Source organism: Bradyrhizobium sp. Kon56, assembly GCF_055807635.1.
Genome location: NZ_JBVVOU010000004.1, coordinates 186042 through 207197 on the forward strand (window position 1 = coordinate 186042; position 21156 = coordinate 207197).

Sequence of the window (21156 nt, forward strand, 5' to 3'; positions counted from 1 at the left end):
TTTTGGCGGCATGACGGTTCTCTACAAGGCCAACATGGTTCGGGGCGCTGAATGGGCGGGCTTCTTCGCCGAGCGCGCGCCCGATGTGCCATTCCGGCTCTGGCCCGACATCGGCGATCCCGCCGACATCCGCTATCTCGTGGCGTGGGTGCCGCCCGACGACATCGCGACGACTTTCCCAAATCTCGAGCTGGTCTTCTCGGTCGGTGCGGGTGTCGATCAGTTCGACGCGAAAAAACTTCCAGCGCACATTCCGCTCGTTCGCATGCTGGAGCCTGGCATCGCCGAGACCATGGTCGAATACGTCACCATGGCGGTGCTCGCCCTGCATCGCGATCTCCTGCACTTCATCGCCCAGCAGAAGGCGCAGGTCTGGCGCGAGATCCGGATCACGCCGGCGAAGCGGCGGCGCGTCGGCGTGATGGGTCTCGGCCAACTCGGCCAGGCCGTGCTCGAACGCCTCACGGCTTTCGACTTTCCACTACTCGGCTGGAACCGATCGATGCGCGAGATCGACGGCGTCACCTGTTATACGGGCATGGGGACGTTGCCGGATTTCCTTGCGCAGACCGACATTCTCGTCTGCCTGTTGCCTCTGACGGATGAGACCCGCGGCATCCTCAATGCGGACTTGTTCGCGCGCCTGCCGCGCGGCGCGTCGCTCGTCAACGTCGGGCGTGGCCCGCATCTGGTCGAAGCCGACTTTCTCGCGGCGCTCGACAGCGGCGCGTTGTCGGGTGCTGTCCTCGATGTCGCCGAGCCGGAGCCGCTGTCTGCGGGTCACCCTTTCTGGAGCCATCCGCGCATCCTGGTCACGCCGCACAATGCCAGCATGACGACGCCGGATACGGCGGTCGATTTCGTGCTGGATGTGATTGCGCGCCACCGCCGCGGTGAAGAATTGCCGGGGCGTGTCGATCGTAGTCGCGGCTATTAGGACACTGGCATGAGCATGGGCGCAAGCGGAGCTGATCAAATCGCTGCCAACGCGCAGTCGCCGGTGCTGTCGGTTTCCGGCCTGACGACGTCCTTCCTGCGTGAGCGGCGATGGATTCCCGTCGTCTGCGACGTGTCGTTCGATATTGCCTCGCGGGAAACCGTGGCGATCGTCGGCGAGTCCGGTTCGGGCAAGAGCGTCACTGCGCTCTCGATCATGCGGCTCATTCCGAAGGAGAACGGCCGCGTCGAAGGCAGCGTCCGGCTTGCCGGTCGCGACCTGCTGACGCTGCCCGAAGCGAGCATGAAGGATGTTCGTGGCAACGAAATCGCCATGATCTTCCAGGAGCCAATGACGAGCCTCAATCCGGTGCTGACCATCGGCTTCCAGATTGCGGAAGCACTGATCCAGCACCGCGGCCTGTCGCGCGCGGCGGCGGAGGTCGAGACCATATGCCTGCTCGACCGCGTGCGGATACCTGCGGCGAAATCGCGCTTCCACGAGCATCCGCATCGCTTCTCCGGCGGCATGCGCCAGCGCGTAATGATCGCGATGGCGCTGGCCTGCAAGCCGAGGCTGCTGATCGCAGACGAGCCGACCACCGCGCTCGACGTCACGATCCAGGCCCAGATCCTGGAGCTTCTGAAGGAGCTTCAGCAGGAAGAGGAGATGTCGATCCTCTTCATCACCCACGACATGGGGGTGGTGGCCGAGATCGCGGACCGCACCGTGGTGATGTATGGCGGCCAGGCAGTGGAAACCGATGCGACCGCGCGCATCTTTGCTTCACCCTCGCATCCTTATACCCGCTCGCTGCTCGCGGCCGTGCCACGCCTCGGCTCGATGGACGGGCGGACGCGGCCGATGCGTTTTCCGACCGTCGACAAGGTGACGGGGACCTCTGACGAGCCGGCGGAGACGCCCGATACGGTCTCGATTGCCGAGCGACCGCTGCTCGAGGTCTCCAACCTCACGACGCGCTTTCCAATCCGCTCGGGCCTGTTCGGCAAGGTCTCGGGCCGCGTCCATGCGGTCGAGAACATCTCCTTCACCTTGCGCGCCGGGGAGACGCTGGCGCTGGTCGGCGAATCCGGCTGCGGCAAGTCGACGACGGGCCGCTCCATTCTCAAGCTGACGGAGCCGGACAGCGGCACCGTTCTGGTGGACGGGCAGGATGTGCTGGCGATGAATGCCCGCACCTTGCGTGACTTTCGCAAGCAGATGCAGATCGTGTTCCAGGATCCGTTCGCGAGCCTCAACCCGCGCATGTCGGTGGGAACGGCGATTGCGGCCCCATTGCTCGCCAACGGGCTCGTCACGGCGTCGCAGGCACGGGAGAAGGTCGCCGACCTGCTTGTCCGCGTTGGTCTCACCGCCGACATGGCCGCGCGCTTTCCGCACGAATTCTCCGGTGGCCAGCGCCAGCGCATCTGCATTGCCCGCGCGCTCGCGCTCGGACCGAAGCTGATCGTCGCGGACGAAGCGGTCTCGGCGCTCGACGTTTCGGTCAAGGCGCAGGTCGTCAATCTGATGCTGGACCTTCAGGCCAGCATGGGACTTGCCTATCTCTTCATTTCCCACGATATCGCGGTGGTCGAGCGCATGAGCCATCGCGTCGCGGTGATGTATCTCGGCGAGATCGTCGAAACCGGTCCACGCGCGGCCCTGTTCGGAAATCCGCAGCATCCCTATACGAAGAAGCTGATGGCGGCCGTGCCAGTGCCCGATCCAGCGCGCCGCGGCACCAGGCGCGAGGCCACGAATGACGAGATCAGAAGCCCGGTGCGCGCGCCCGATTACCAGCCGCCCGTGCGTCAATTTCGTGAGGTGTCGCCGGGCCATGTCGTCCAGCTCTGGGGCGAGGAATGGTCCAACTGACGTGCGCAGGCCGCAAATTATTTCCAAAATGCACGATGAAGTCGCCCCGCGATCTGCCGGGCAGGTCAACGGTGGTGTCCTTCGCGACGCCAGGCCGGTGACATCACGCTGAAATCACAATGAAATCATCGCGGCACGGCCCGGTGCGACGGCTGGCCGCGCCAGCTTCGTGTTATGCGCTGCAGCTGGACCGTCGGCCGGCGATCTCCGATAATGCGCGGATCTCGGGAAGGCCGGCGAAGACGTGCCTTTACGGATGGATTTACTAGAATGACACAAGCAGGCGTCTACGGGCAGAGGCTCGGGCAGGGCCTTCGCTCCAAGCAAGCACCGGTCCTGATCACGCGTTCGCTGCACAGCGCCGAGCTCGCGGTCACCGAAGTCCGCAACGACGATCCGACACCGGATATTTCCGGATCGCTGGCTGCGGAAGATGCCTATCTCCTCAGCCTGAAACTCCGCGACTATCCGGATTGCGAATGCTGGGAGGAGGGCCGCTGTGTCACCAAGGCGGATGTTCGCGCAGGTGCGACTTATCTGTACGACCTCAAGCGTGACCCGCGCTATGTGATCGACAAGCCGTTTCACTCGCTCTTCTTCTATTTGCCGCGCTCGGCGCTCAACAGCGTTGCCAGGCAACCGGGCGGGCCGCGCGTAGGCGAGCTCAGCTACGAGCCCGGTGTCGGTCATGACGACGAGGTCGTTCGACATGTCGGTGCCTCGTTGCGGCAAGGACTGTGTCGGCCCGACGAGACCAACCAGCTTTTCGTCGATCACATGATGCTCGCGCTCACCGCCCATGTCGCCCAGACCTATGGTGGGCTGAAGCCGGCCGCGGAACCGAGCCGCGGCGGTCTCGCGCCATGGCAGGTGAAGCGTGCGTGTGACCGGCTCGATTCCGATCTCTCGGGCAAGATCGCGCTGCAGCTGATCGCGACCGAGCTTGGCCTGTCAGTCAGCCACTTCTCACGCGCATTCCGGATCTCCACCGGCCTGCCGCCGCATCAATGGCTGCTCCAACAGCGCGTCAAGGCGGCCAAGCAACTGATGACAGTCCGCGACCTGCCGTTATCCGAGATTGCCATCTCGGCCGGATTTGCCAATCAGAGCCATTTCACGCGGGTGTTCTCGTCCATCGTCGGCGTCAGTCCGGGCGCATGGCGCCGAGAAACGGATGGTGGACGGGACAAGACTTGAAGTTACCGACGCTTCGCCAGCGAGATCGTGTAGGCCGTGCGGCGCGCCGCAAAAATCTCGTCCGGCGGATGGCCGATGCCGTCGGCAAGATTGGCTGGATTGAAGATGGAGCCGTCGCAGGCCGCGTTGGCTTCGAGGCTGGTGATGACGATCGTCCCCAGCCGCACCTGCTCACGGTTGTCCTCGTCCGGCCATCGCAGGGTCACGTCCATAGTGGGATCGCCGGGACGGTCGAGCAAGGCCATCACGTTGAATCGGACGTCGCCGGCTACGATCCTCCGCGCGAGATCGTCATGCAGGAAATCGGCCGACTTCGCCCTCGCTTCGTCCTCGCTCAAGGTGACGTCGCCGCCGACCGGCGAGACCTTGAACTTGATGAAGCGGGTCTCATCCTTCGCGTTCGTCGCGGGAAAGGAGTGCACGCCCCAATAGGTCGTGCCGGCAAAGCTGCCGGGCAGCCGGCGTGCCGCGACGTAATTCGCCTGGTTCAGTGTTTCAGGATTGGCTGCCGAAAAGGCCCGGACCTTCTCGATGTCAGGCTTGCCGTCCGCACCCGGAATGCGCGCCTCGAGGAAGGCGAGCATCTGGTCGAGCGTCCGTGCAAAATGCACCGGAGCGGTTTCCGTCAGGATGTCCGAGCGATGGGCGTCGTCGCCCAGCCTGAAGCTGAAGCCGCGCAGCACGAGGTTGTTGGTGTCGGTCACCCCGGGATTGCCGCCGCCGACGGAGAAGCGCGCCAGCACGCGCGACGGTTTTGTGAAGCTCAGCGATCGCGTAATCTCTGCCGCGCGGTCGGACGGGGCATAGGTCCCGCGCACACATCGACCCTTGGCGAAGCTCGCGCGCACCTTCGGCGGATTGCCTGCGACCGCCTTCAATGCATCGACGACCGCGGCGGGTGTTGCAGCGGGGGTGGGAAGTTCGGACATGGCTTGGCCTCCGGCAAAAGCGGCATGTCCGTGTGTTAGGGCTGGCGGAGCGCCGGCGTCTTTCCTAAAGCCGCGCTGCCTTGTCCGATCCTGCTGATTGCTTGCTCGCGCTTCAGGAATTCACGTGCACGAAACACGGTATGAGGGGATAGATCTGATGTCGGCGAGACGCGGGACAACTTGTTTACTGATTCAGCTCCCGTGCTCCCGTGCTCCCGGGTCTCGCGACGATGCAGACTTGTCCTCCGGAAATTGTGATCGGATAGAGCGACGGGGAACCGCGTTATGTGAACCGTCTCATATTTCATCACTCTCTTTCGAGCTATCACTCCCGCAAGAAATTGCCGCACCCGGACCTAACTGACCGACACGGGTGAGATGCAATGCCTGCGTAGCCGCGTGCTCGCAGCTTTGGATTGGCTCTCGTCTTGCTCACGAGCAAGCCAGCCCCATCACTCAGCACAGATTTTTCAGAAATTGGAATCAAGGCAATCGCAAAACGCGTCCACGAGGCTGCCTCTATTCGGGGTCGGCCGGTAGGCCGCTACTTACCTAAGAAGGAGACCCCCAATGAAAATTAGTGATGCAGTTTCCAGCGCATTTTCCCTAACGAGGGGCTCCGGCAATCTTCGGATCGCTCGTTCCGGTCTGATCAGGTCGGCCCATCTTCTTGAAAGAATTGGGCTCGCAGCCGTTGGGGCCTCCTGTGGCCTCTATGTGGGTGCGACCCTGTTGCGTGAGAAAGGCGGACTGTTTGAAAGCGGCTGGATCGTGCTGATAACGATGCTCTATGGAGCTCTCAGCTATTATGTCGGAATTGATTTGTCTCGCAGTGTCGCGCGGAAGTCGATCTCGAGCAACTCGGAAGAGTGGAATGGTTCCGAGCCGGCTGAGATCATGAGTGCGGCTGGAACGTTCGGCGCCGCGATTGCCGCAACTCTGTCCGTCAGCATCCTTGTCCTTGATCAAAACCCAGCCAATGGCCTGATAACCTTTGTTGCCGGCTGTTGGGTGGTTGGTTCCTCGCTCCAAGTTGCGGCGGGCATGATGGCTCGCAACTACGAAGCGCGCATGGACAAGCAATGAAGGAATTGTCCTCACGCAAGAACGTCTGCTTGGCGTCATGACGAGTGCACAAGCCGCAGTGTTGGATTCGATTTCAGGTCCGGAGTGAGTAGTGACCACTCATCGCAACCTCTGTCGTCCAACGCTGCGGGAAGACGATTTTTGGTAGCGCAGTCGTTCGCATCGGGCGGCGACCCGGCTTGGAAGCCGTGTCGGTACTGAGTAACCTAAATTATCGCACAACAAACAAGACGTGCCATCATGGCGGTGTTGGGATATCGTCCCCGCGCCGTGGTCCAAAATCCTGCTAACCGCCAACCACACGATCGGTGGAGCCAATGCAGATTGCGGAGTGGCTCGAGAAACTGGGGCTTGGGCAATACGCAGAGCGTTTTGCCCAGAATGGAATCGACGTGGGCGTCCTCCCCGAACTGATGGACGAGGACTTTGAAAAGCTCGGAGTCCTGCTAGGCCATCGCCGCAAAATGCTGCGTGCTATTGCCGACCTCGATCCAGCCGCGTTGATCGCATCGCCGACCCCTCCTCAGGACGCCGAGCGGCGCCACCTCACCGTTATGTTTTGCGATCTGGTCGGCTCGACCGCGCTCTCGGCGCGTCTCGATCCCGAGGATATGTGGGAAGTGATCCGGGCCTACCGCGCCGCCTGCGCGAGCGTCATTGCCGCTTATGACGGCAGGATAGCCAGGTTCGTTGGCGACGGAATACTCGTCTATTTCGGCTATCCTCGCGCGCATGAGGATGATGCGGAGCGCGCAGTACGAGCTGCCCTCGACACTATCTCCGCAATTGGGCAGCTCAAAACGGGCGCCGACGAACGGGTTGAACTGCGCATCGCAATTGCGACAGGGCTTGTGGTGGTCGGTGACCTCATCAGTGGAGATGCATCAGAGGAGCAGGCAACCGTCGGCGACACACCAAACCTCGCCGCTCGGCTCCAGAGCCTGGCGGAACCGGGCGCGGTCGTCGTTGCTTCGTCGACGCGCCGGCTGCTTGGTGATCTCTTCACGTTTCGCAATCTCGGCCGCCGTGAGGTCAAGGGGATAGCCGAACCAATCGCAGTCTGGGCGGTGGAGGGGGCGATCGCATCCGAGAGTCGCTTCGAGGCGGTCCGCGCGGTACGCTCGATCGGTTTTGTCGGCCGCAGGGACGAGATCGAGTTCACTCTCTCGCGCCAGCGGCTGGCATGGCAGGGGCAGGGCCAGATGGTATTGATTTCTGGCGAAGCGGGCATCGGCAAGTCGCGCATTGTCGCAACCCTGTCCGAAAGCCCCTCGTTGGGGGCGCACCGCCGGGTGCGATATCAGTGTTCGCCCTACCATACCAACAGTGTGCTCCATCCCTTTGTCGCGCAGCTCGAGCGCGCCGCCGGCATCCGGTCGCACGACACGCCTGGGCAAAAGCTCGACAAGCTCGAGGCAATGCTGTCGCTTGGAACACAGCAGGTCGCCCAAGCGACACCGCTCATTGCGGCTCTCCTTTCGATTCCCACCGGCGACCATTGTCCGCCGCTGGCTTTGAGCCCGGCGCAGCAGCGGCGACAGACATTTGCCGCCCTTCTGGATCAGCTTGAGGGGTTGGCGCGAGAGCAACCCCTGCTGATTATCTGCGAGGATATGCATTGGGCCGATGCCACGACACTTGAACTGTTCGATCTCGCGGTCGATCGTATCAGAGGACTGCCGATACTCGTGCTCATGACATCCCGGCCAGAGTTCGAGCCCTCCTGGTCGGGCCTTGCCAACGTCAGTCTGTTGCGGCTCGACCGACTCGATCGGCGGGACTCGCGCGCGCTGGTCGAACAGGTGGCCGTTGGTCGCCAGCTGCCACGCGAGATGATGAAGCAGATCATCGATAGGACGGATGGCATCCCACTATTCGTCGAGGAATTGACCAAGATGGTGCTGGAGTCCGGGCTACTCCTCGAAGATGCCGGGCGCTATCGTCTCGATAATCCGCTCCCGCCGCTCGCTATTCCCGCGACGCTGCAGGATTCGCTGATGGCGCGGCTTGACCGGCTGGCCCCCGTCAAGGAGTTAGCGCAGATAGGCGCCGCCATCGGTCGCGACTTTTCATACGCGCTGCTGAGATATGTGGCGGGACGCGATGATCTGACGCTGAGCGCTGCGCTAGCGCAACTCGAAGAGGCCGAACTGCTGGTGCGTCGCGGGGCTCCGCCCGAAGCAAACTATAGTTTCAAGCACGCCCTCGTTCAGGAAGCGGCCTACGAGAGCCTGCTCAAGAGCAAACGGCAGGTGCTTCACAAGCGCATCGGCGATGTCCTGCGCGAGAAGTTTCCAGTCGTCGCCGAGACTGAGCCGGAAGTTCTGGCACACCACTTCACTGAGGCGGGGCTGAACGAGGTCGCCCTCGAATGGTGGCGCAAGGCGGGCCTGCAGGCGCTGAAACGCTCCGCTTATTCCGAGGCGATTGCACATCTCGGCAAGGCGATTGCCATCGCCGATGACCTGCCCGATGAGCACGACCGGATGATGGGTAGGCTACATCTTCAAATCGCATATGGCCGTGCATTACGGGGCAGCCTCGGGCACAGCGCTCCCGAAACGGTCGCCGCATGGACGCGCGCCCGACAGTTCGCAGCCGACATCAATGATCCGGTTGAACTTGCGCCGGTCCATTCGGGTCTCTTCAATGCCTGCCTGACACACGGCGAACTCGCGCCGATGCAGGCGCTGGTGGATGCCATCGTGAACGCCGCTGACCGGCGACCGGCCTCACCGGTGGCCGCCGTCGTTGCACATTGGACGGGCGGGGTTACCTGCTGGTTCGGGGGCGACTACTTGAACGCGAGATTACATCTTGAGAAGGCACTAGAGATCTATGGTGACGAGCCGGATCCCGCGACGTTCAGGGGCTCGGCGCTGGATCTCCCATTCGTGATCATGAGGTTTCTTGCCCTGGTGCTTTGGCCCCTTGGCAGGATCGCCCGCGCACGCCGCCTCGCCGCGGAAGCGATAAGGGCTTCCGGAGAAAAACGGGCGCTTTCTCAGGCCAATGCGCTTGTTCATCGAGCTGTGTTCGACGGACTATGCGGGGGCATGTTGCAGCAAACAGAGACGATCCTGGCGCTTGGTCTCGCTCGCGACCACACGATGCCGCTGTATGTGGCCGCCGGCACTTACCTGAATGGCCTGGCCAAGTGGCGCGCTGGCGACGGAATGGCCGGGCTAACGGAAATGCGTCGCGGCTGGACCTTGCTGCACGAGAATGACTGCTACCTCTGTGAGCCGTTTTGGGGGATGCATGTCGCCATGGCGGATGCAGAGTCGGGCCAACTCGAAAACGGGCTGGAAATCTTGAGCGGATTGATCGCATGGGCGGGGCAATCCGGTCAGCATTGGCTTGATGCCGAGCTGCATCGCGTCTACGGGGAGCTTTTGTTGCGTCATGATCCTTCGGACCTAGCCAGGGCCGAAACTGCGCTAAGCCGAGCGCTTGAAATCGCACGGCACCAACGGGTGAAGACTTTCGAGCTGCGCAGCGCCATTGGACTTGCACGCCTGCATAAGACAAATGGCGGAGCGGGCGCGGTATCCGAGGTGCTCGCTCCCGTGCTCGCTGAATTCGATGCGGAGCGCAATCTTCCCGAAGTCGTTGAAGCCAGAGAGCTGCTCAAGCAAGTGCATTAGGCACGTGCGGTTTGTTTAGCTAGCCGTTTGGTCAGGAGAGACGTCTCGATCCTGACCCATCTCCGGTCGCCTCACTGCAATTGCGCGTTGAGGTTCGCACGTGACGTACGGGCCAGGGGCTGACGGGTTACGAATTCACGTGCACGAAATCCCGCAAGAGCGGGTAGATCTCGTTGTTCCAGCGTTTGCCCGAGAACACGCCGTAATGGCCGACGCCGGCCTGCATGTGGTGGACGCGGCGGTAGGCGCGTACGCCGGTGCAGAGGTCTTGCGCGGCCAGCGTCTGGCCGATCGAGCAGATGTCGTCCTTCTCGCCCTCGACCGTCATCAGCCCCATGCGGCTGACGGCCTTGGTGTTCACCGGACGTCCCCGATGCATCAGCTTGCCCTGGGGCAGAAGATGCTCCTGGAACACGTCTCGCACGGTCTCGATGTAGAATTCCGCGGGCAGGTCCATCACGGCGAAATATTCGTCGTAGAAGGTCTTGATGCTGGCCGCCTTCTCCTTCTCGCCCTTGGCGATGTGATCGGCGAGATCGATGTGCTGCTTGATATGGCGCTCGAGATTCATCGAGACGAAGGCGGTGAGCTGCACGAAGCCGGGATAGACTTTCCGCAGGGCACCGCGGCACTGCATCGGCACGTAGTTGATCAGGTTCTGCTCGAACCAGTCGATTGGCCTGCTCTTGGCGAATTCGTTGACCCTCGTCGGCTGGATGCGCGTGTCGATCGGGCCGGCCATCAGCGTCAGCGTCGCCGGCCGCGAAGGATGGTTGCCCTCGCACATGATCGCGGCGGCCGCGAGTGCGGAGACCGAGGGCTGGCAGATCGCGACCATATGCGGGCGGGGGCCTAATTGGCCGAGGAAGTCGATGAGATGCTCGGTGTAGTCGTCGAGCCCGAAACGGCCCTCGCTGCGGGGAATGTCGCGTGGATTGTGCCAGTCGGTGATGTAGACGTCGTGATCCTGCAGCAGCGTCTTCACGGTGCCGCGCAGCAGCGTCGAAAAATGGCCGGACATCGGCGCCACCAGGAGCATGCGCGGCTGCTCGCCCACGCCTTCCTTCTTGAAACGCAGCAGCGAGCCGAACGGGGTCGCGTAAGCGATCTCCTCGGTTACGGCGACCTCGCGATTGCCGACCATGACGCTGTCGATGCCGTAGGCGGGGCGGTGATAGGTGAGGGTGGAGCGGGAGATCAACTCCAGCGCGGCCGACAGCCGGCCGACGACCTGATCCGATAAGCCCTGCGGCACCAGATTGAGGAATTTGAGTGCGGACGAAGCCCCCGACCGCCACGGCGCCGTCAGGTCCATATGGTTCTGAAAGGCCTGATAATACATCGACATCATACTGAAACGCCCACCTGTCCCCGTGCTGCTATGCAATATCGGAGCCAAACCGGAGATGGGCCGTCCTCAAGATTGGCACGTCGCTTGCTGCTCTTTTGGCGGGAAGCACAGGCGGTGCGCACTCCCGCAGTCCAGGCGGGTGCAAGTCTTAGGCGTGAGGGAAGGCCATATGGCGAAGGCGACACTGACCATCAGCAGCAAGAACTATTCGTCCTGGTCGCTGCGTGGCTGGCTGCTGACGAAATTTTCCGGGCTCGATTTCGATGAGATCGTCACCGCGCCGGACGACGCGTCGGCGCGTGCCGAAATCCTGCTATTGTCGTCGTCGATCCTGGTGCCGTGCCTGCGGCACGACGGCGCGATCGTCTGGGATACGCTGGCGATCGCCGAATATCTCAACGAGGCGATGCCGGATGCCGGGCTGCTGCCCGCGGATCGCGTTCAGCGCGCGCATTGCCGCTCGATCTGCGGCGAAATCCATTCCGGCTTCACCACCTTGCGCGCCTCGCTGCCGGTCAATCTGAAGGGGCACTTCCCCGGCTTCAAGATCTGGTCGCGCGCGCAGGCCGACATCGATCGCGTCTGGGCGATCTGGCGCGACTGCCTGGACAAATCGGGCGGCCCCTTCCTGTTCGGCGAGACCCGCACCATGGCTGACGCGATGTACGCCCCGGTGGTGACGCGCTTCGTGACCTATAACGTCAAGCTCGAGCCACAGCTGCAAGCCTATGCCGATACCATCATCGCCATGCCGGAGATGAAGGAATGGATCGCGGCGGCACGGGATGAGCCGGCCGAGATCGAGGAGCTCGAGGTCGAATATTAGGCAGGCCGGGTGCCATCTGCCTGTTTTGGGAGCGAGCATCCAACCGCCGCACCCCGCGGTCATGTCATTGAAGGCGTTAACGTTTGACGCCCGTGGTGGGCTGAGCCCGCTCACGCGCTGTGCAGATATTGTATGCGCGCGCTGGCCGGTTGCGACATCTAGCCGTGAACAGGCGCGTACGGGGCGCTACGGCTGATTCGGACGTGATTCGTTCGGGCCGCGTTCCGAAGGTTAAAGCCGGGACGCGGCCCCGTTGCATTTTGAGACAGAAATCAGTGCTCAGGCCACGCCCGAATGCTTCATGCGCGGGACGCGCCAGCCGATGACGGTTGCTTCAACTGCGACGCCGGCCGCGTGGTTCTGCCAGCGTCCCTCGATATAGCGGCAGGCGAACGGCAGCTGATACGTTCCGCTGTGGTCCTCGCACAGCACTTCGACTGCAAGGCCGGGCGGCGGTTCTCCGGCGCCGTCGAATTCCGCCAGTCGTCTGTCGCGCGTTGCCATCAAAAAACTCCCCTTAAACAAAGCCGCGGAAAGAGTGCCCATTTCCTCCGCGTGCAGATCATCGCTCCCCGTGCGAGGGAACAGCCGCAAGCTCAACGCGAGAATGCGGTGCGAGTGTGGTAGCCTCGACAGGCTGCGTGCAAAAAGCGCACATTGCCGTGATTGATTTGACGAGGAACTTGTATGCTGCTTCGAAGCGCCGGCGTTTGTTTCGCGATGTTGCTGCTCGCTACGCTGGCGATTGTGCCGGTCCGCGCGCAGGACGTGCCCGGTATCGAGATCTGCACCGTCGAGAAGACCATGGAGCGCCGCACCAGCTGCCTCCAGAGCAACGTCGACTTCCTCCAGAAGACGATCACCAAGCTCAACCTCGATCACCAGCAGAAGCTGGACGCCGCGGCTCGCCAGATCGATGCGTTGAAGACGACCGTGGCCGGCTTGCAGAAGATGCTCGGCGATCTCCAGGCCGCGCAGGCGAAGACCGCGGAGGATGTGAAGAAGAAACAGGATGCGCCGCCGCCGAAGGATGCGGCGAAATAGGCGCCGCGCTCAGGCGACGCGATATCGCTCCATGACGCTGCGGGCGGGCTCGTAGCCGAGCCCAGGTCCGGTCGGCACCGCGACATGGCCGGTGGCATCGACATCGGCGCGGCCGCCCCAGAGGCAGGCCTCGCGCTTCAGGTAAAACATCTCGACCAACCCGTCGTCGCGCCCCGCCAGGAGATGCAAGGTCGCCAGCAGGCCGGGGCCGAAATACGGGGAGTGCGGAACGATCTTGACGCCTTGCCGATCCGCGAGCGCCGCAACCTTCAGAAATTCCGTGATGCCGCCGACCTTGATCACCGACGGCTGGGCGTGGCTGACCGCGCCCGCCTCCATCATCTGGCGGAATTGATATTCCGTGCAGGCGTTCTCGCCGGCGGCGACGCCGAGCCCGCCCTTGCTGCGGACCTCGGCGAGCGCCGTAAAATCCTCCGGCGGCCAGACCGGCTCCTCCAGGAACATCGGCTGCGCGTCATGGCATGTCCTGGCGAATGCGATCGCCTGCTCGCCCGAGAGCGGACAGTTCATGTCCACCATCAGCGGAATGCCGGGCCCGATCGCCGCGCGCGCGGCAAACACCGCCGGCGCCGTGGTCTCGTGCAGCTTGATGGCGCCATAGCCGAGCGCCAGCGCCTTCTTGCATTCGGCGGCGATGTTGTCGGGCGAACCGATCCGCAACAGGCTCGCATAGGCCGGAATGGCCGGGCGCCTGGTGCCGCCGAGCAGGCGGTGCAGCGGCACGCCCTCGATCTTGGCGGCGAGGTCCCACAGCGCGATGTCGAGCCCGGAGATCGCGAACATGGTGATGCCGTAACGCCCGAAGAGATGCAGATTGCGCTGGATCTGCTCCATCACCGCGGGGATGCCGGCGGCATCGGGAACCTCCAGCCCACGGGCTTGTGGTGCGATCATTTCCTCGACGGCACTGCGCGTGGTGCGGGGACAGACATAAGCGAAGGCATCGCCCCAGCCGGTCAGCCCGGCGTCGGTGGTGACCTCGAGGATCACCATGTCGAGGGCAGTGATGGCGGAGGCGCCCTGACGGAAGTTCGCGACACCAGCGTCATAGGGGATGCGGATATGGTGCGCCCGCACATCGGTGATTTTCATGACGCGGTTCCTCCTGCTTTCTTGTGAGCGGTTTCAAGGACGTCCCGAGTGTAGCCATGAATGCCCGGACGTTGCCAGTGGCTGTTCCGGCGTTATCCTCCTGCGGGACCGCAACGCCGATCAAGCGAAACCCGCGGACTTCCGTGCATCATGGTCGCGCTTCGAACGAGAAACGCCATGAACCCAGCCCAGCGCGCGCTCTGGTATGTCGAGAGCCATCTGGTCGAGCCGATGACGCTCGACGAGATCGCTGCGATATCGGGCGTGTCGCGGTTCCACATCGTGCGCGCGTTTGCCGTAGCCACCGGCCTGCCGGTGATGCGGTACGTGCGCGCGCGGCGGCTGAGCGAAGCGGCGCGCAGTCTTGCGAAAGGCGCGCCGGACATCCTGTCGCTGGCGCTGGAGGCCGATTACGGCTCGCACGAAGCATTCACCCGCGCGTTCCGCGACCAGTTCGGCACCACGCCCGAAGCGGTGCGCGCCGCGCAATGCACCGGCCATCTCAAGCTTCAGGAGCCGATCCTCATGGATTCAACCATCTCGGACAAACTCGCCAACCCGCGCTTCGAAACCACAAAGGCCTTCCTCGTCGCAGGCATCAGCGAGCGCATCTCCTGCGACAACGGCGCGGCCATTCCTGGACTGTGGCAGCGCTTCCACCAGGAGGTCGCCGACATTCCCGCGCGCGTTGGACCGGTCGCCTATGGCGTCTGCTGCAACGGCGACGATGCCGGCAATTTCGACTACATTGCCGGCGTCGAGGTCGCCGATTTCTCCGAACTGCCGCGCCCCTTCGGCCGTATCCGCATCCCCGAGCAGCGCTATGCGGTGTTCACCCACGCCGACCACGTCGCCTCGATCAGGCGCACCTTCAACGCGATCTGGAATCAGTGGCTGCCGGCCTCCGGCCTGAAAGCTGCCGATGCGCCGAACTTCGAGCGCTACGACGAGAAATTCGATCCCGCCACCGGCAATGGCGGCCTGGAGATTTGGATACCCGTGCGAGATTAGCGCGCAAGGCTGGCATACCATCCGGCTTGCTTGGCAAGCCCCGGTGACTTTGTCATAACCGCAGGCAATCTTGCCTGTGGGGCCCGTGCCGGACATCCCGCGCAAGTCATAACAAGCAGCCGGGAGGGTCCCCACATGTCCAACGTCCGCGTTCTCGCCACCGACCTCGAATTTCCCGAAGGGCCGGTCGTGATGCCGGACGGCTCGGTCGTGCTGGTGGAAATCCGCGGCCAGCGCCTCACCCGAATCCATCCCGACGGGCGCAAGGAGATCGTCGCGAAGATTCCGGGCGGCCCGAACGGCGCAGCCCTCGGCCCCGACGGCAAGATCTACATCTGCAACAATGGCGGCTTCTCCTGGATCCCGACCCGCAACATGATCATGCCGGGTCCGCAGCCCGACGACTATCTCGGCGGCTCGATCCAGCGCGTCGATCTGCAATCCGGCCAGATCGAAACCGTCGTGACCAGTTGCGGCGAGCACGATCTGCGCGGGCCGAACGATCTGGTGTTCGACAAGCAGGGCGGCCTCTGGTTCTCCGATCTCGGCAAGCGCCGCGCGCGCGAGATGGACGTCGGCGGCATGTACTATCTCAAGCCCGGCATGAAGGAGATCGTCGAGGTCGTCCACGGCGTGTTGCCGGCGAACGGCATCGGCCTGTCGCCGGACGAGACCACCGTCTACATCGCGGAGACGCCGACGGGCCGGCTCTGGGCCTACGAGCTCTCCGCGCCCGGCACGCTCAAGCCGCGCGACGCGATCTATCGCGGCGAGCGGGGCAAACCGATCTGCGGCCTCGGCGGCTACCAGATGTTCGATTCGCTGGCGGTCGAAGCCAACGGCAATGTCTGCGTCGCCACCCTCGTCTCCGGCTGCATCTCGGTGATCGCGCCCGATGGCACGCTGGTCGAGCAGATCCCGACCGGCGACCGCGTCACCACCAACATCGCCTTCGGCGGCCCCGAGCTGAAGACCGCCTACATCACGCTCTCCGGCAAGGGCGAACTGATCGCCATGGACTGGCCGCGCAGCGGTTTGCCGTTGAATTTCCTTAACAAGTAAACGGTGCTAGTGACCATCATTGCAAGCGAAGCTAAGCAATCCAGGAATGCGTCCGCGGTGACAGTCTGGATTGCTTCGTCGCTTCGCTCCTCGCAATGACAAAGGAGAGAGTTTCAAATGCCCTGGCCTGATCCCATCACCCTGCGCGGACAGCATGCCGCTCTGGAGCCGCTGTCGCATCAGCACCGCGAGGGGCTGAGCGAGGCCGTGAAGGATGGTGAGCTCTCCACCATCTGGTACACCGCAATCCCGACGCCGGACAACATGGGCAAGGAAATCGACCGCCGGCTCGGTCTTCAGGCCGCCGGCTCGATGCTCCCCTTCACCGTATTCGATGGCAGCGGCAAGATCGTGGGCATGACGACCTACATGAACATCGATGCGGCCAACCGCCGCGTCGAGATCGGCTCGACCTGGTATGGTAAGAGCGCGCAACGCGGCCCGCTCAACACGCAGTGCAAATTGCTGCTGCTCACCCACGCCTTCGAAACCCTGGACTGCATCGCGGTGGAATTCCGCACCCACTTCTTCAATCACCAGAGCCGCCGCGCCATCGAGCGCCTGGGCGCCAAGCAGGACGGCATCCTGCGCAGCCACCAGGTCGCGCCGAACGGCACGCTACGCGACACCGTGGTCTACAGCATCACCGCGGCCGAATGGCCTACGGTGCGAACGCATTTGAATTATCAACTCAACGACAAGCCGCGCTAGAGGCGGCCGAGGCACCATGGACAGATTTGATTATGTGATCGTCGGCGCGGGCTCCGCCGGTTGCGTGCTCACCAGCCGGCTGAGCGAAAACCCTGCGACCAGCGTTTGCGTGCTCGAGGCCGGCCCGAGCGACTGGCATCCCTACATCCATCTGCCGGCCGGCTTCATCAAGACCTTCCACATGAAGAGCATCAACTGGGCCTACCAGCAGGAGGTCGGACCCTGGACCGGCGGCCGCAGCATCTACGCGCCGCGCGGCAAGACGCTCGGCGGTTCGTCCTCGATCAACGGCCACATCTACAACCGCGGCCAGCGCATGGATTTCGACACCTGGGCGCAGATGGGCAATCGCGGCTGGGGCTATGCCGACGTGCTGCCCTACTTCCGGCGGCTGGAGAAGCGGGTCGGCGAGGGCGAGGACATTTATCGCGGCCGCGAAGGCAATCTCACCGTCACCACCATGAACTGGCGCGATCCGCTTTGCGAAGCCTTCATGGAAGGCGCGGTGAGCCTCGGCATTCCGCGCAACCCCGACTACAACGGCAAGACCCAGGAAGGCGTCTCCTATTGCCAGCGCACCATCGACAAGGGCTTGCGCGTCTCCGGCGCCACCGCTTTCCTCAAGCCCGCGATGAAGCGGCCGAACGTGCATGTCCGCACCCACGCGCATGCGACCGAGATCATCTTCGAGGGCAAGCGCGCCGTCGGCGTGCGCTACATGAAGGGCGGTCATGGCGGCACGCCGGTCGAGGTCCGCGCCAACAAGGAAGTGATCCTCTCCGGCGGCACCTATAATTCGCCGCAGCTGCTCCAGTTGTCCGGCATCGGCTCACCGGATCTGTTGCAGGCCCACGGCATCGCCGTGCGTCACGCGCTTCCGGTCGGCGAAGGCCTGCAAGATCACTACGCCCCGCGCACGGTCGCGCGCGTCAAGGACATCAGGACCATCAACGAGCTCCGCCGCGGCTGGCGTCTCTGGGTCGAGGCGATGAAATGGGCGACCGCGCGCAAAGGCCTGCTGTCGCTGTCGCCGACCATGGTCTACTGCTTCTGGCACTCCGGCGAGAGTGCGGAGAGCTCCGACCTCCAGCTCACCTTCACACCGGCGAGCTACAAGGAAGGCGTGCAGGGCCAGCTCGAGGACGAGCCCGGCATGACGGTGGCGTCCTGGCAGCAGCGCCCCGAGAGCCGCGGCTATGTCCGCATCCGCTCGGCAGATCCGTTTGCGCCGCCGATCATCCAGACCAACTATCTTGACGCCGAGCTCGACCGCCGGGTCATCGTCGGCGGCATGAAGCTCGCGCGCAGGCTTTTGAAGAGCGCGCCGCTGTCGCCCTATTACGCCTACGAGGATTTCCCCGGACCCAACGTCAATACCGACGACGAGTTTTTGGCGGCCGCCACCGAGCGCGGCACCACCACCTTCCACCCCGGCTGCACCTGCCGCATGGGCCCGGCGGATTCCACCTGGGCGGTGGTCGACGATCAGCTCCGCGTTCACGGGTTGCAAGGTCTCCGCGTCATCGATGCCTCCGTGATGCCGCGCATGATCTCGGCGAACCTCAATGCCTCAACCATGATGATCGCCGACCGCGCCTCGGACTTGATCCGCGGCAAGAAGCCGATGGAAGCCGCGCGCGTGCCGGATGCGGCGGTGGCGTAGCAAGGTCTCGTGCTCCGGACGCAGCGCTGCGCTTCCCCGGCGATGCGAAGCATCGTCCGGTGCAGCTGTGCGCTGCAGAGCCGGAGGCCCATCTCACGCGACCTTGGTCGCCCCTCGCGATTTGAAGCGCGAGTTGGAGAGGGCGATGCTCACCCTTGCTCCGTCATCGCGAGCGCAGCGATGCAATCCAGGATCTTTCCGCGGAGGCAGCCTGGATTGCTTCGCTGCGCTCGCAATGACGAGGTGGAGAGAGTGCGCCACACTCTCGGTGTCATCGCCCGGTTTGACCTGGCGATCCAGTATTCCAGAGGCGGTTATGATTGATTCGAGAAGCCGCGGCGTACTGGATTCCCCGCCTTCGCGGGGAATGACACCGGAAGGTGGGGCGGCAGCGGAGTGCGCTCGAACCTACACTTCCCTCCGGCTCAGGAACGCCAATCGCTCGAACAGATGCACGTCCTGCTCGTTCTTGAGCAGCGCACCGTGCAGTGGTGGGATCAGCTTGCGCGGGTCGCGCTCGCGCAACTGCTCGACGCTCATGTCTTCGTTGAGCAGCAGTTTGAGCCAGTCCAGAAGCTCTGAGGTGGAGGGCTTCTTCTTCAACCCGGGCACTTCGCGGACCTCGAAGAAGATGCGCAGGGCTTCCTCGACCAGCCGCTTCTTGATGCCGGGGAAGTGGACGTCGACGATCCGGGTCATGGTGTCTGCATCGGGGAACTTGATGTAATGGAAGAAGCAGCGGCGCAGGAACGCGTCCGGCAGCTCCTTCTCGTTGTTGGAGGTGATCATCATGATCGGGCGCTGCTTGGCCTTGATCGTCTCGCCGGTCTCGTAGACGTGGAATTCCATGCGGTCGAGCTCGAGCAGGAGATCATTTGGGAATTCGATGTCGGCCTTGTCGATCTCGTCGATCAGCAGCACCGGGCGCTGCTCGGCGGTGAAGGCATCCCACAGCTTGCCGCGCTTGATGTAGTTCTTGATGTCGGACACGCGGGCATCGCCAAGCTGGCTGTCGCGAAGGCGCGATACCGCGTCGTATTCATAGAGGCCTTGCTGTGCCTTGGTGGTGGACTTGATGTGCCAGGTCAGAAGCGGGGCGTTCAGCGCCTTCGCCACTTCCTCCGCCAGCACCGTCTTGCCGGTGCCGGGCTCGCCCTTGATGAGCAGCGGGCGCTCCAGCACGATCGAGGCATTGACCGCGACCTTGAGATCGTCGGTCGCAACATAGTCCTTGGTGCCGGTAAATTTCATCGCGCGTCCTTGTTGGTCGTCGTCCCAGGAATTGCCAGTTCCATGGCCCTGGTCCAACAAACGGAACGGCCGCGCGTGGCGGCCGTTCCTGGTTCGGTCAGGCTTTCAGACCCGTTTTATCAGCGAAAGGATGACGAGCACAATCGCTCCGCCAATCCCGCCTGGCGGACAATCCTGCCCAGAGCTCGTCGGGTGGGGTCTCCGAGGCGCCCCTTGACGCCGACAATCCAAAGGGCAATCTGTCACCCATGTTCCTGCAATTCTTCACTTCTCTGCGCGATGCGCAGGTCCCCGTGACGCTGCGCGAATACCTCACGCTGATGGAGGCGCTCGACGCCGACCTCGCGGACTACTCGGTCGAGAACTTCTACTATCTCTCGCGCACCTCCCTGGTGAAGGACGAGCGCAACCTCGACAAGTTCGACCGCGTCTTCGGCACCGTCTTCAAGGGGCTGGAAAGCCTGCTCGACGCCATGGAGGGAGCCGAGATCCCCGAGGAGTGGCTGAAGAAGCTCGCCGAGAAATACCTGACCGACGAAGAGAAGAAGCAGATCGAGGCCATGGGCTGGCACAAGCTCATGGAGACCCTGAAGAAGCGTCTCGAGGAGCAGAAGGGCCGTCATCAGGGCGGCTCGAAGTGGATCGGCACCGCCGGCACCTCGCCGTTCGGCGCTCATGGTTACAATCCCGAAGGCATTCGCATCGGCCAGGACAAGAACCGCAACAACCGCGCCGTCAAGGTGTGGGACAAGCGCGAGTTCAAGGATCTGGACGGCAATGTCGAGCTCGGCATCCGCAACATCAAGGTGGCATTGCGCCGCCTGCGCAAATTCGCGCGCACCGGCGCGCCGGATGAACTCGATCTCGACACCACCATCCGCGAGACCGCCAATCACGGCTATCTCGACGTGCACATGCGGCCCGAGCGCCGCAACGCGGTGAAGCTGCTAGTGTTCTTCGACATCGGCGGCTCGATGGACGCGCATATCGAGCAGGTCGAGGAGTTGTTCTCGGCGGCGAAGAGCGAGTTCAAGCACATGGAGTATTTCTACTTCCACAATTGCCTCTATGAAGGCGTGTGGAAGCAGAACAAGCGGCGCTTTACCGACCGCACCCCGACCTGGGACGTGCTGCACAAATACCCGCACGATTACAAGATCGTGTTCGTCGGCGACGCCTCGATGTCGCCCTACGAGATCATGGTGCCCGGCGGCTCGGTCGAGCACGTCAACGAGGAGCCCGGCTCGGTCTGGCTCGACCGCATCATCCGTACCTATCCGCATTCGGTGTGGCTGAACCCCGTGCAACAGAAGCACTGGGACTATTCGGAATCCACCACCATCATCAAACGCATTTTCGCCAACCGCATGTATCCGATCACGATCGAGGGACTTGAAGGTGCGATGAAGGAATTAACGCACTAGCTCGCGCTCCGCGCCGGGAATGACTA

Annotated in this window: 17 protein-coding genes; 12 read left to right on the forward strand and 5 right to left on the reverse strand. The window is 63.2% G+C overall.

Annotated elements, in window-relative coordinates; translation table 11 throughout:
• Positions 1-10 precede the first annotated feature (10 nt).
• The 3 genes from AC0L3B_RS08580 (at position 11) to AC0L3B_RS08590 (ending at position 4012) form a co-directional block, all read left to right on the forward strand.
• On the forward strand, positions 11-937 hold the full coding sequence (locus AC0L3B_RS08580; RefSeq protein WP_204512117.1) for a 2-hydroxyacid dehydrogenase: 927 nt from the start codon (positions 11-13) through the stop codon (positions 935-937).
• A gap of 9 nt (positions 938-946) precedes the next feature.
• Positions 947-2815: an ABC transporter ATP-binding protein gene (locus AC0L3B_RS08585; RefSeq protein WP_204512116.1), complete on the forward strand. Its 1869-nt coding sequence runs from the start codon at positions 947-949 to the stop codon at positions 2813-2815.
• Between the two features lie 270 nt (positions 2816-3085).
• Positions 3086-4012 carry an AraC family transcriptional regulator gene (locus tag AC0L3B_RS08590; RefSeq protein WP_085385352.1) on the forward strand — a complete coding sequence of 309 codons (927 nt, stop codon included), beginning with the start codon at positions 3086-3088 and terminating at the stop codon, positions 4010-4012.
• A 2-nt stretch (positions 4013-4014) separates the two neighbouring features.
• Here the strand turns inward: AC0L3B_RS08590 and AC0L3B_RS08595 are convergent, their stop codons facing one another.
• Positions 4015-4941, reverse strand: coding sequence for a catalase family peroxidase (locus AC0L3B_RS08595; protein ID WP_085361470.1), 927 nt, complete (start codon positions 4939-4941; stop codon positions 4015-4017).
• Positions 4942-5511: 570 nt separating this feature from the next.
• Here AC0L3B_RS08595 and AC0L3B_RS08600 point away from each other — a divergent pair.
• Together AC0L3B_RS08600 and AC0L3B_RS08605 are read left to right on the forward strand one after the other, a co-directional pair.
• Entirely contained in the window at positions 5512-6027 is a 516-nt protein-coding gene (locus tag AC0L3B_RS08600; RefSeq protein ID WP_204512115.1) for a hypothetical protein, read from the forward strand.
• A gap of 317 nt (positions 6028-6344) precedes the next feature.
• On the forward strand, positions 6345-9674 hold the full coding sequence (locus AC0L3B_RS08605; RefSeq protein WP_247294985.1) for an adenylate/guanylate cyclase domain-containing protein: 3330 nt from the start codon (positions 6345-6347) through the stop codon (positions 9672-9674).
• A 127-nt stretch (positions 9675-9801) separates the two neighbouring features.
• On the opposite strand, the gene AC0L3B_RS08610 is transcribed toward AC0L3B_RS08605, so the two are convergent.
• Complete coding sequence (locus tag AC0L3B_RS08610; RefSeq protein ID WP_018454111.1) at positions 9802-11025, reverse strand: polyhydroxyalkanoate depolymerase; 1224 nt, start codon at positions 11023-11025, stop codon at positions 9802-9804.
• A gap of 169 nt (positions 11026-11194) precedes the next feature.
• Here AC0L3B_RS08610 and AC0L3B_RS08615 point away from each other — a divergent pair, with 169 nt between their 5' ends.
• Positions 11195-11851 (forward strand): glutathione S-transferase family protein, encoded by a 657-nt coding sequence (locus AC0L3B_RS08615; RefSeq protein ID WP_085395676.1) that lies wholly within the window; start codon positions 11195-11197, stop codon positions 11849-11851.
• A 279-nt stretch (positions 11852-12130) separates the two neighbouring features.
• On the opposite strand, the gene AC0L3B_RS08620 is transcribed toward AC0L3B_RS08615, so the two are convergent.
• Positions 12131-12355: a hypothetical protein gene (locus tag AC0L3B_RS08620; RefSeq protein WP_018454113.1), complete on the reverse strand. Its 225-nt coding sequence runs from the start codon at positions 12353-12355 to the stop codon at positions 12131-12133.
• Between the two features lie 183 nt (positions 12356-12538).
• On the opposite strand from AC0L3B_RS08620, the gene AC0L3B_RS08625 reads away from it, so the two are divergent.
• Positions 12539-12895, forward strand: coding sequence for a hypothetical protein (locus AC0L3B_RS08625; RefSeq protein WP_473380290.1), 357 nt, complete (start codon positions 12539-12541; stop codon positions 12893-12895).
• Between the two features lie 9 nt (positions 12896-12904).
• Here AC0L3B_RS08625 and AC0L3B_RS08630 read toward each other — a convergent pair whose 3' ends face one another.
• Entirely contained in the window at positions 12905-14008 is a 1104-nt protein-coding gene (locus AC0L3B_RS08630) for a mandelate racemase/muconate lactonizing enzyme family protein (RefSeq protein WP_473380291.1), read from the reverse strand.
• A 177-nt stretch (positions 14009-14185) separates the two neighbouring features.
• On the opposite strand from AC0L3B_RS08630, the gene AC0L3B_RS08635 reads away from it, so the two are divergent.
• The 4 genes from AC0L3B_RS08635 (at position 14186) to AC0L3B_RS08650 (ending at position 18455) form a co-directional block, all read left to right on the forward strand.
• Positions 14186-15019, forward strand: a complete 834-nt coding sequence (locus tag AC0L3B_RS08635; protein WP_473380292.1) for a GyrI-like domain-containing protein — start codon at positions 14186-14188, stop codon at positions 15017-15019.
• 135 nt (positions 15020-15154) lie between these two features.
• Positions 15155-16081 (forward strand): SMP-30/gluconolactonase/LRE family protein, encoded by a 927-nt coding sequence (locus AC0L3B_RS08640; protein WP_085351869.1) that lies wholly within the window; start codon positions 15155-15157, stop codon positions 16079-16081.
• Between the two features lie 117 nt (positions 16082-16198).
• Positions 16199-16792, forward strand: coding sequence for a GNAT family N-acetyltransferase (locus tag AC0L3B_RS08645; RefSeq protein ID WP_018454118.1), 594 nt, complete (start codon positions 16199-16201; stop codon positions 16790-16792).
• Positions 16793-16808: 16 nt separating this feature from the next.
• The gene (locus tag AC0L3B_RS08650) at positions 16809-18455 is read left to right on the forward strand and encodes a GMC family oxidoreductase (protein WP_018454119.1); all 1647 of its coding nucleotides are present in this window, start codon (positions 16809-16811) and stop codon (positions 18453-18455) included.
• A 408-nt stretch (positions 18456-18863) separates the two neighbouring features.
• Here the strand turns inward: AC0L3B_RS08650 and AC0L3B_RS08655 are convergent, their stop codons facing one another.
• Positions 18864-19706, reverse strand: a complete 843-nt coding sequence (locus AC0L3B_RS08655) for an AAA family ATPase (RefSeq protein WP_007600695.1) — start codon at positions 19704-19706, stop codon at positions 18864-18866.
• A gap of 248 nt (positions 19707-19954) precedes the next feature.
• Between AC0L3B_RS08655 and AC0L3B_RS08660 the strand changes: the two genes are divergently transcribed.
• On the forward strand, positions 19955-21130 hold the full coding sequence (locus AC0L3B_RS08660; RefSeq protein WP_473380293.1) for a vWA domain-containing protein: 1176 nt from the start codon (positions 19955-19957) through the stop codon (positions 21128-21130).
• Positions 21131-21156 lie beyond the last annotated feature (26 nt).

What these genes read in the sequence shown, in the direction of transcription:
- AC0L3B_RS08580 (WP_204512117.1), top strand. Translation starts at nt 11, where the DNA reads ATGACGGTTCTCTACAAGGCCAACATGGTTCGGGGCGCTGAATGGGCG.
- AC0L3B_RS08585 (WP_204512116.1), top strand. Translation starts at nt 947, where the DNA reads ATGAGCATGGGCGCAAGCGGAGCTGATCAAATCGCTGCCAACGCGCAG.
- AC0L3B_RS08590 (WP_085385352.1), top strand. Translation starts at nt 3,086, where the DNA reads ATGACACAAGCAGGCGTCTACGGGCAGAGGCTCGGGCAGGGCCTTCGC.
- AC0L3B_RS08595 (WP_085361470.1), bottom strand. Translation starts at nt 4,941, where the DNA reads ATGTCCGAACTTCCCACCCCCGCTGCAACACCCGCCGCGGTCGTCGAT.
- AC0L3B_RS08600 (WP_204512115.1), top strand. Translation starts at nt 5,512, where the DNA reads ATGAAAATTAGTGATGCAGTTTCCAGCGCATTTTCCCTAACGAGGGGC.
- AC0L3B_RS08605 (WP_247294985.1), top strand. Translation starts at nt 6,345, where the DNA reads ATGCAGATTGCGGAGTGGCTCGAGAAACTGGGGCTTGGGCAATACGCA.
- AC0L3B_RS08610 (WP_018454111.1), bottom strand. Translation starts at nt 11,025, where the DNA reads ATGATGTCGATGTATTATCAGGCCTTTCAGAACCATATGGACCTGACG.
- AC0L3B_RS08615 (WP_085395676.1), top strand. Translation starts at nt 11,195, where the DNA reads ATGGCGAAGGCGACACTGACCATCAGCAGCAAGAACTATTCGTCCTGG.
- AC0L3B_RS08620 (WP_018454113.1), bottom strand. Translation starts at nt 12,355, where the DNA reads ATGGCAACGCGCGACAGACGACTGGCGGAATTCGACGGCGCCGGAGAA.
- AC0L3B_RS08625 (WP_473380290.1), top strand. Translation starts at nt 12,539, where the DNA reads ATGCTGCTTCGAAGCGCCGGCGTTTGTTTCGCGATGTTGCTGCTCGCT.
- AC0L3B_RS08630 (WP_473380291.1), bottom strand. Translation starts at nt 14,008, where the DNA reads ATGAAAATCACCGATGTGCGGGCGCACCATATCCGCATCCCCTATGAC.
- AC0L3B_RS08635 (WP_473380292.1), top strand. Translation starts at nt 14,186, where the DNA reads ATGAACCCAGCCCAGCGCGCGCTCTGGTATGTCGAGAGCCATCTGGTC.
- AC0L3B_RS08640 (WP_085351869.1), top strand. Translation starts at nt 15,155, where the DNA reads ATGTCCAACGTCCGCGTTCTCGCCACCGACCTCGAATTTCCCGAAGGG.
- AC0L3B_RS08645 (WP_018454118.1), top strand. Translation starts at nt 16,199, where the DNA reads ATGCCCTGGCCTGATCCCATCACCCTGCGCGGACAGCATGCCGCTCTG.
- AC0L3B_RS08650 (WP_018454119.1), top strand. Translation starts at nt 16,809, where the DNA reads ATGGACAGATTTGATTATGTGATCGTCGGCGCGGGCTCCGCCGGTTGC.
- AC0L3B_RS08655 (WP_007600695.1), bottom strand. Translation starts at nt 19,706, where the DNA reads ATGAAATTTACCGGCACCAAGGACTATGTTGCGACCGACGATCTCAAG.
- AC0L3B_RS08660 (WP_473380293.1), top strand. Translation starts at nt 19,955, where the DNA reads ATGTTCCTGCAATTCTTCACTTCTCTGCGCGATGCGCAGGTCCCCGTG.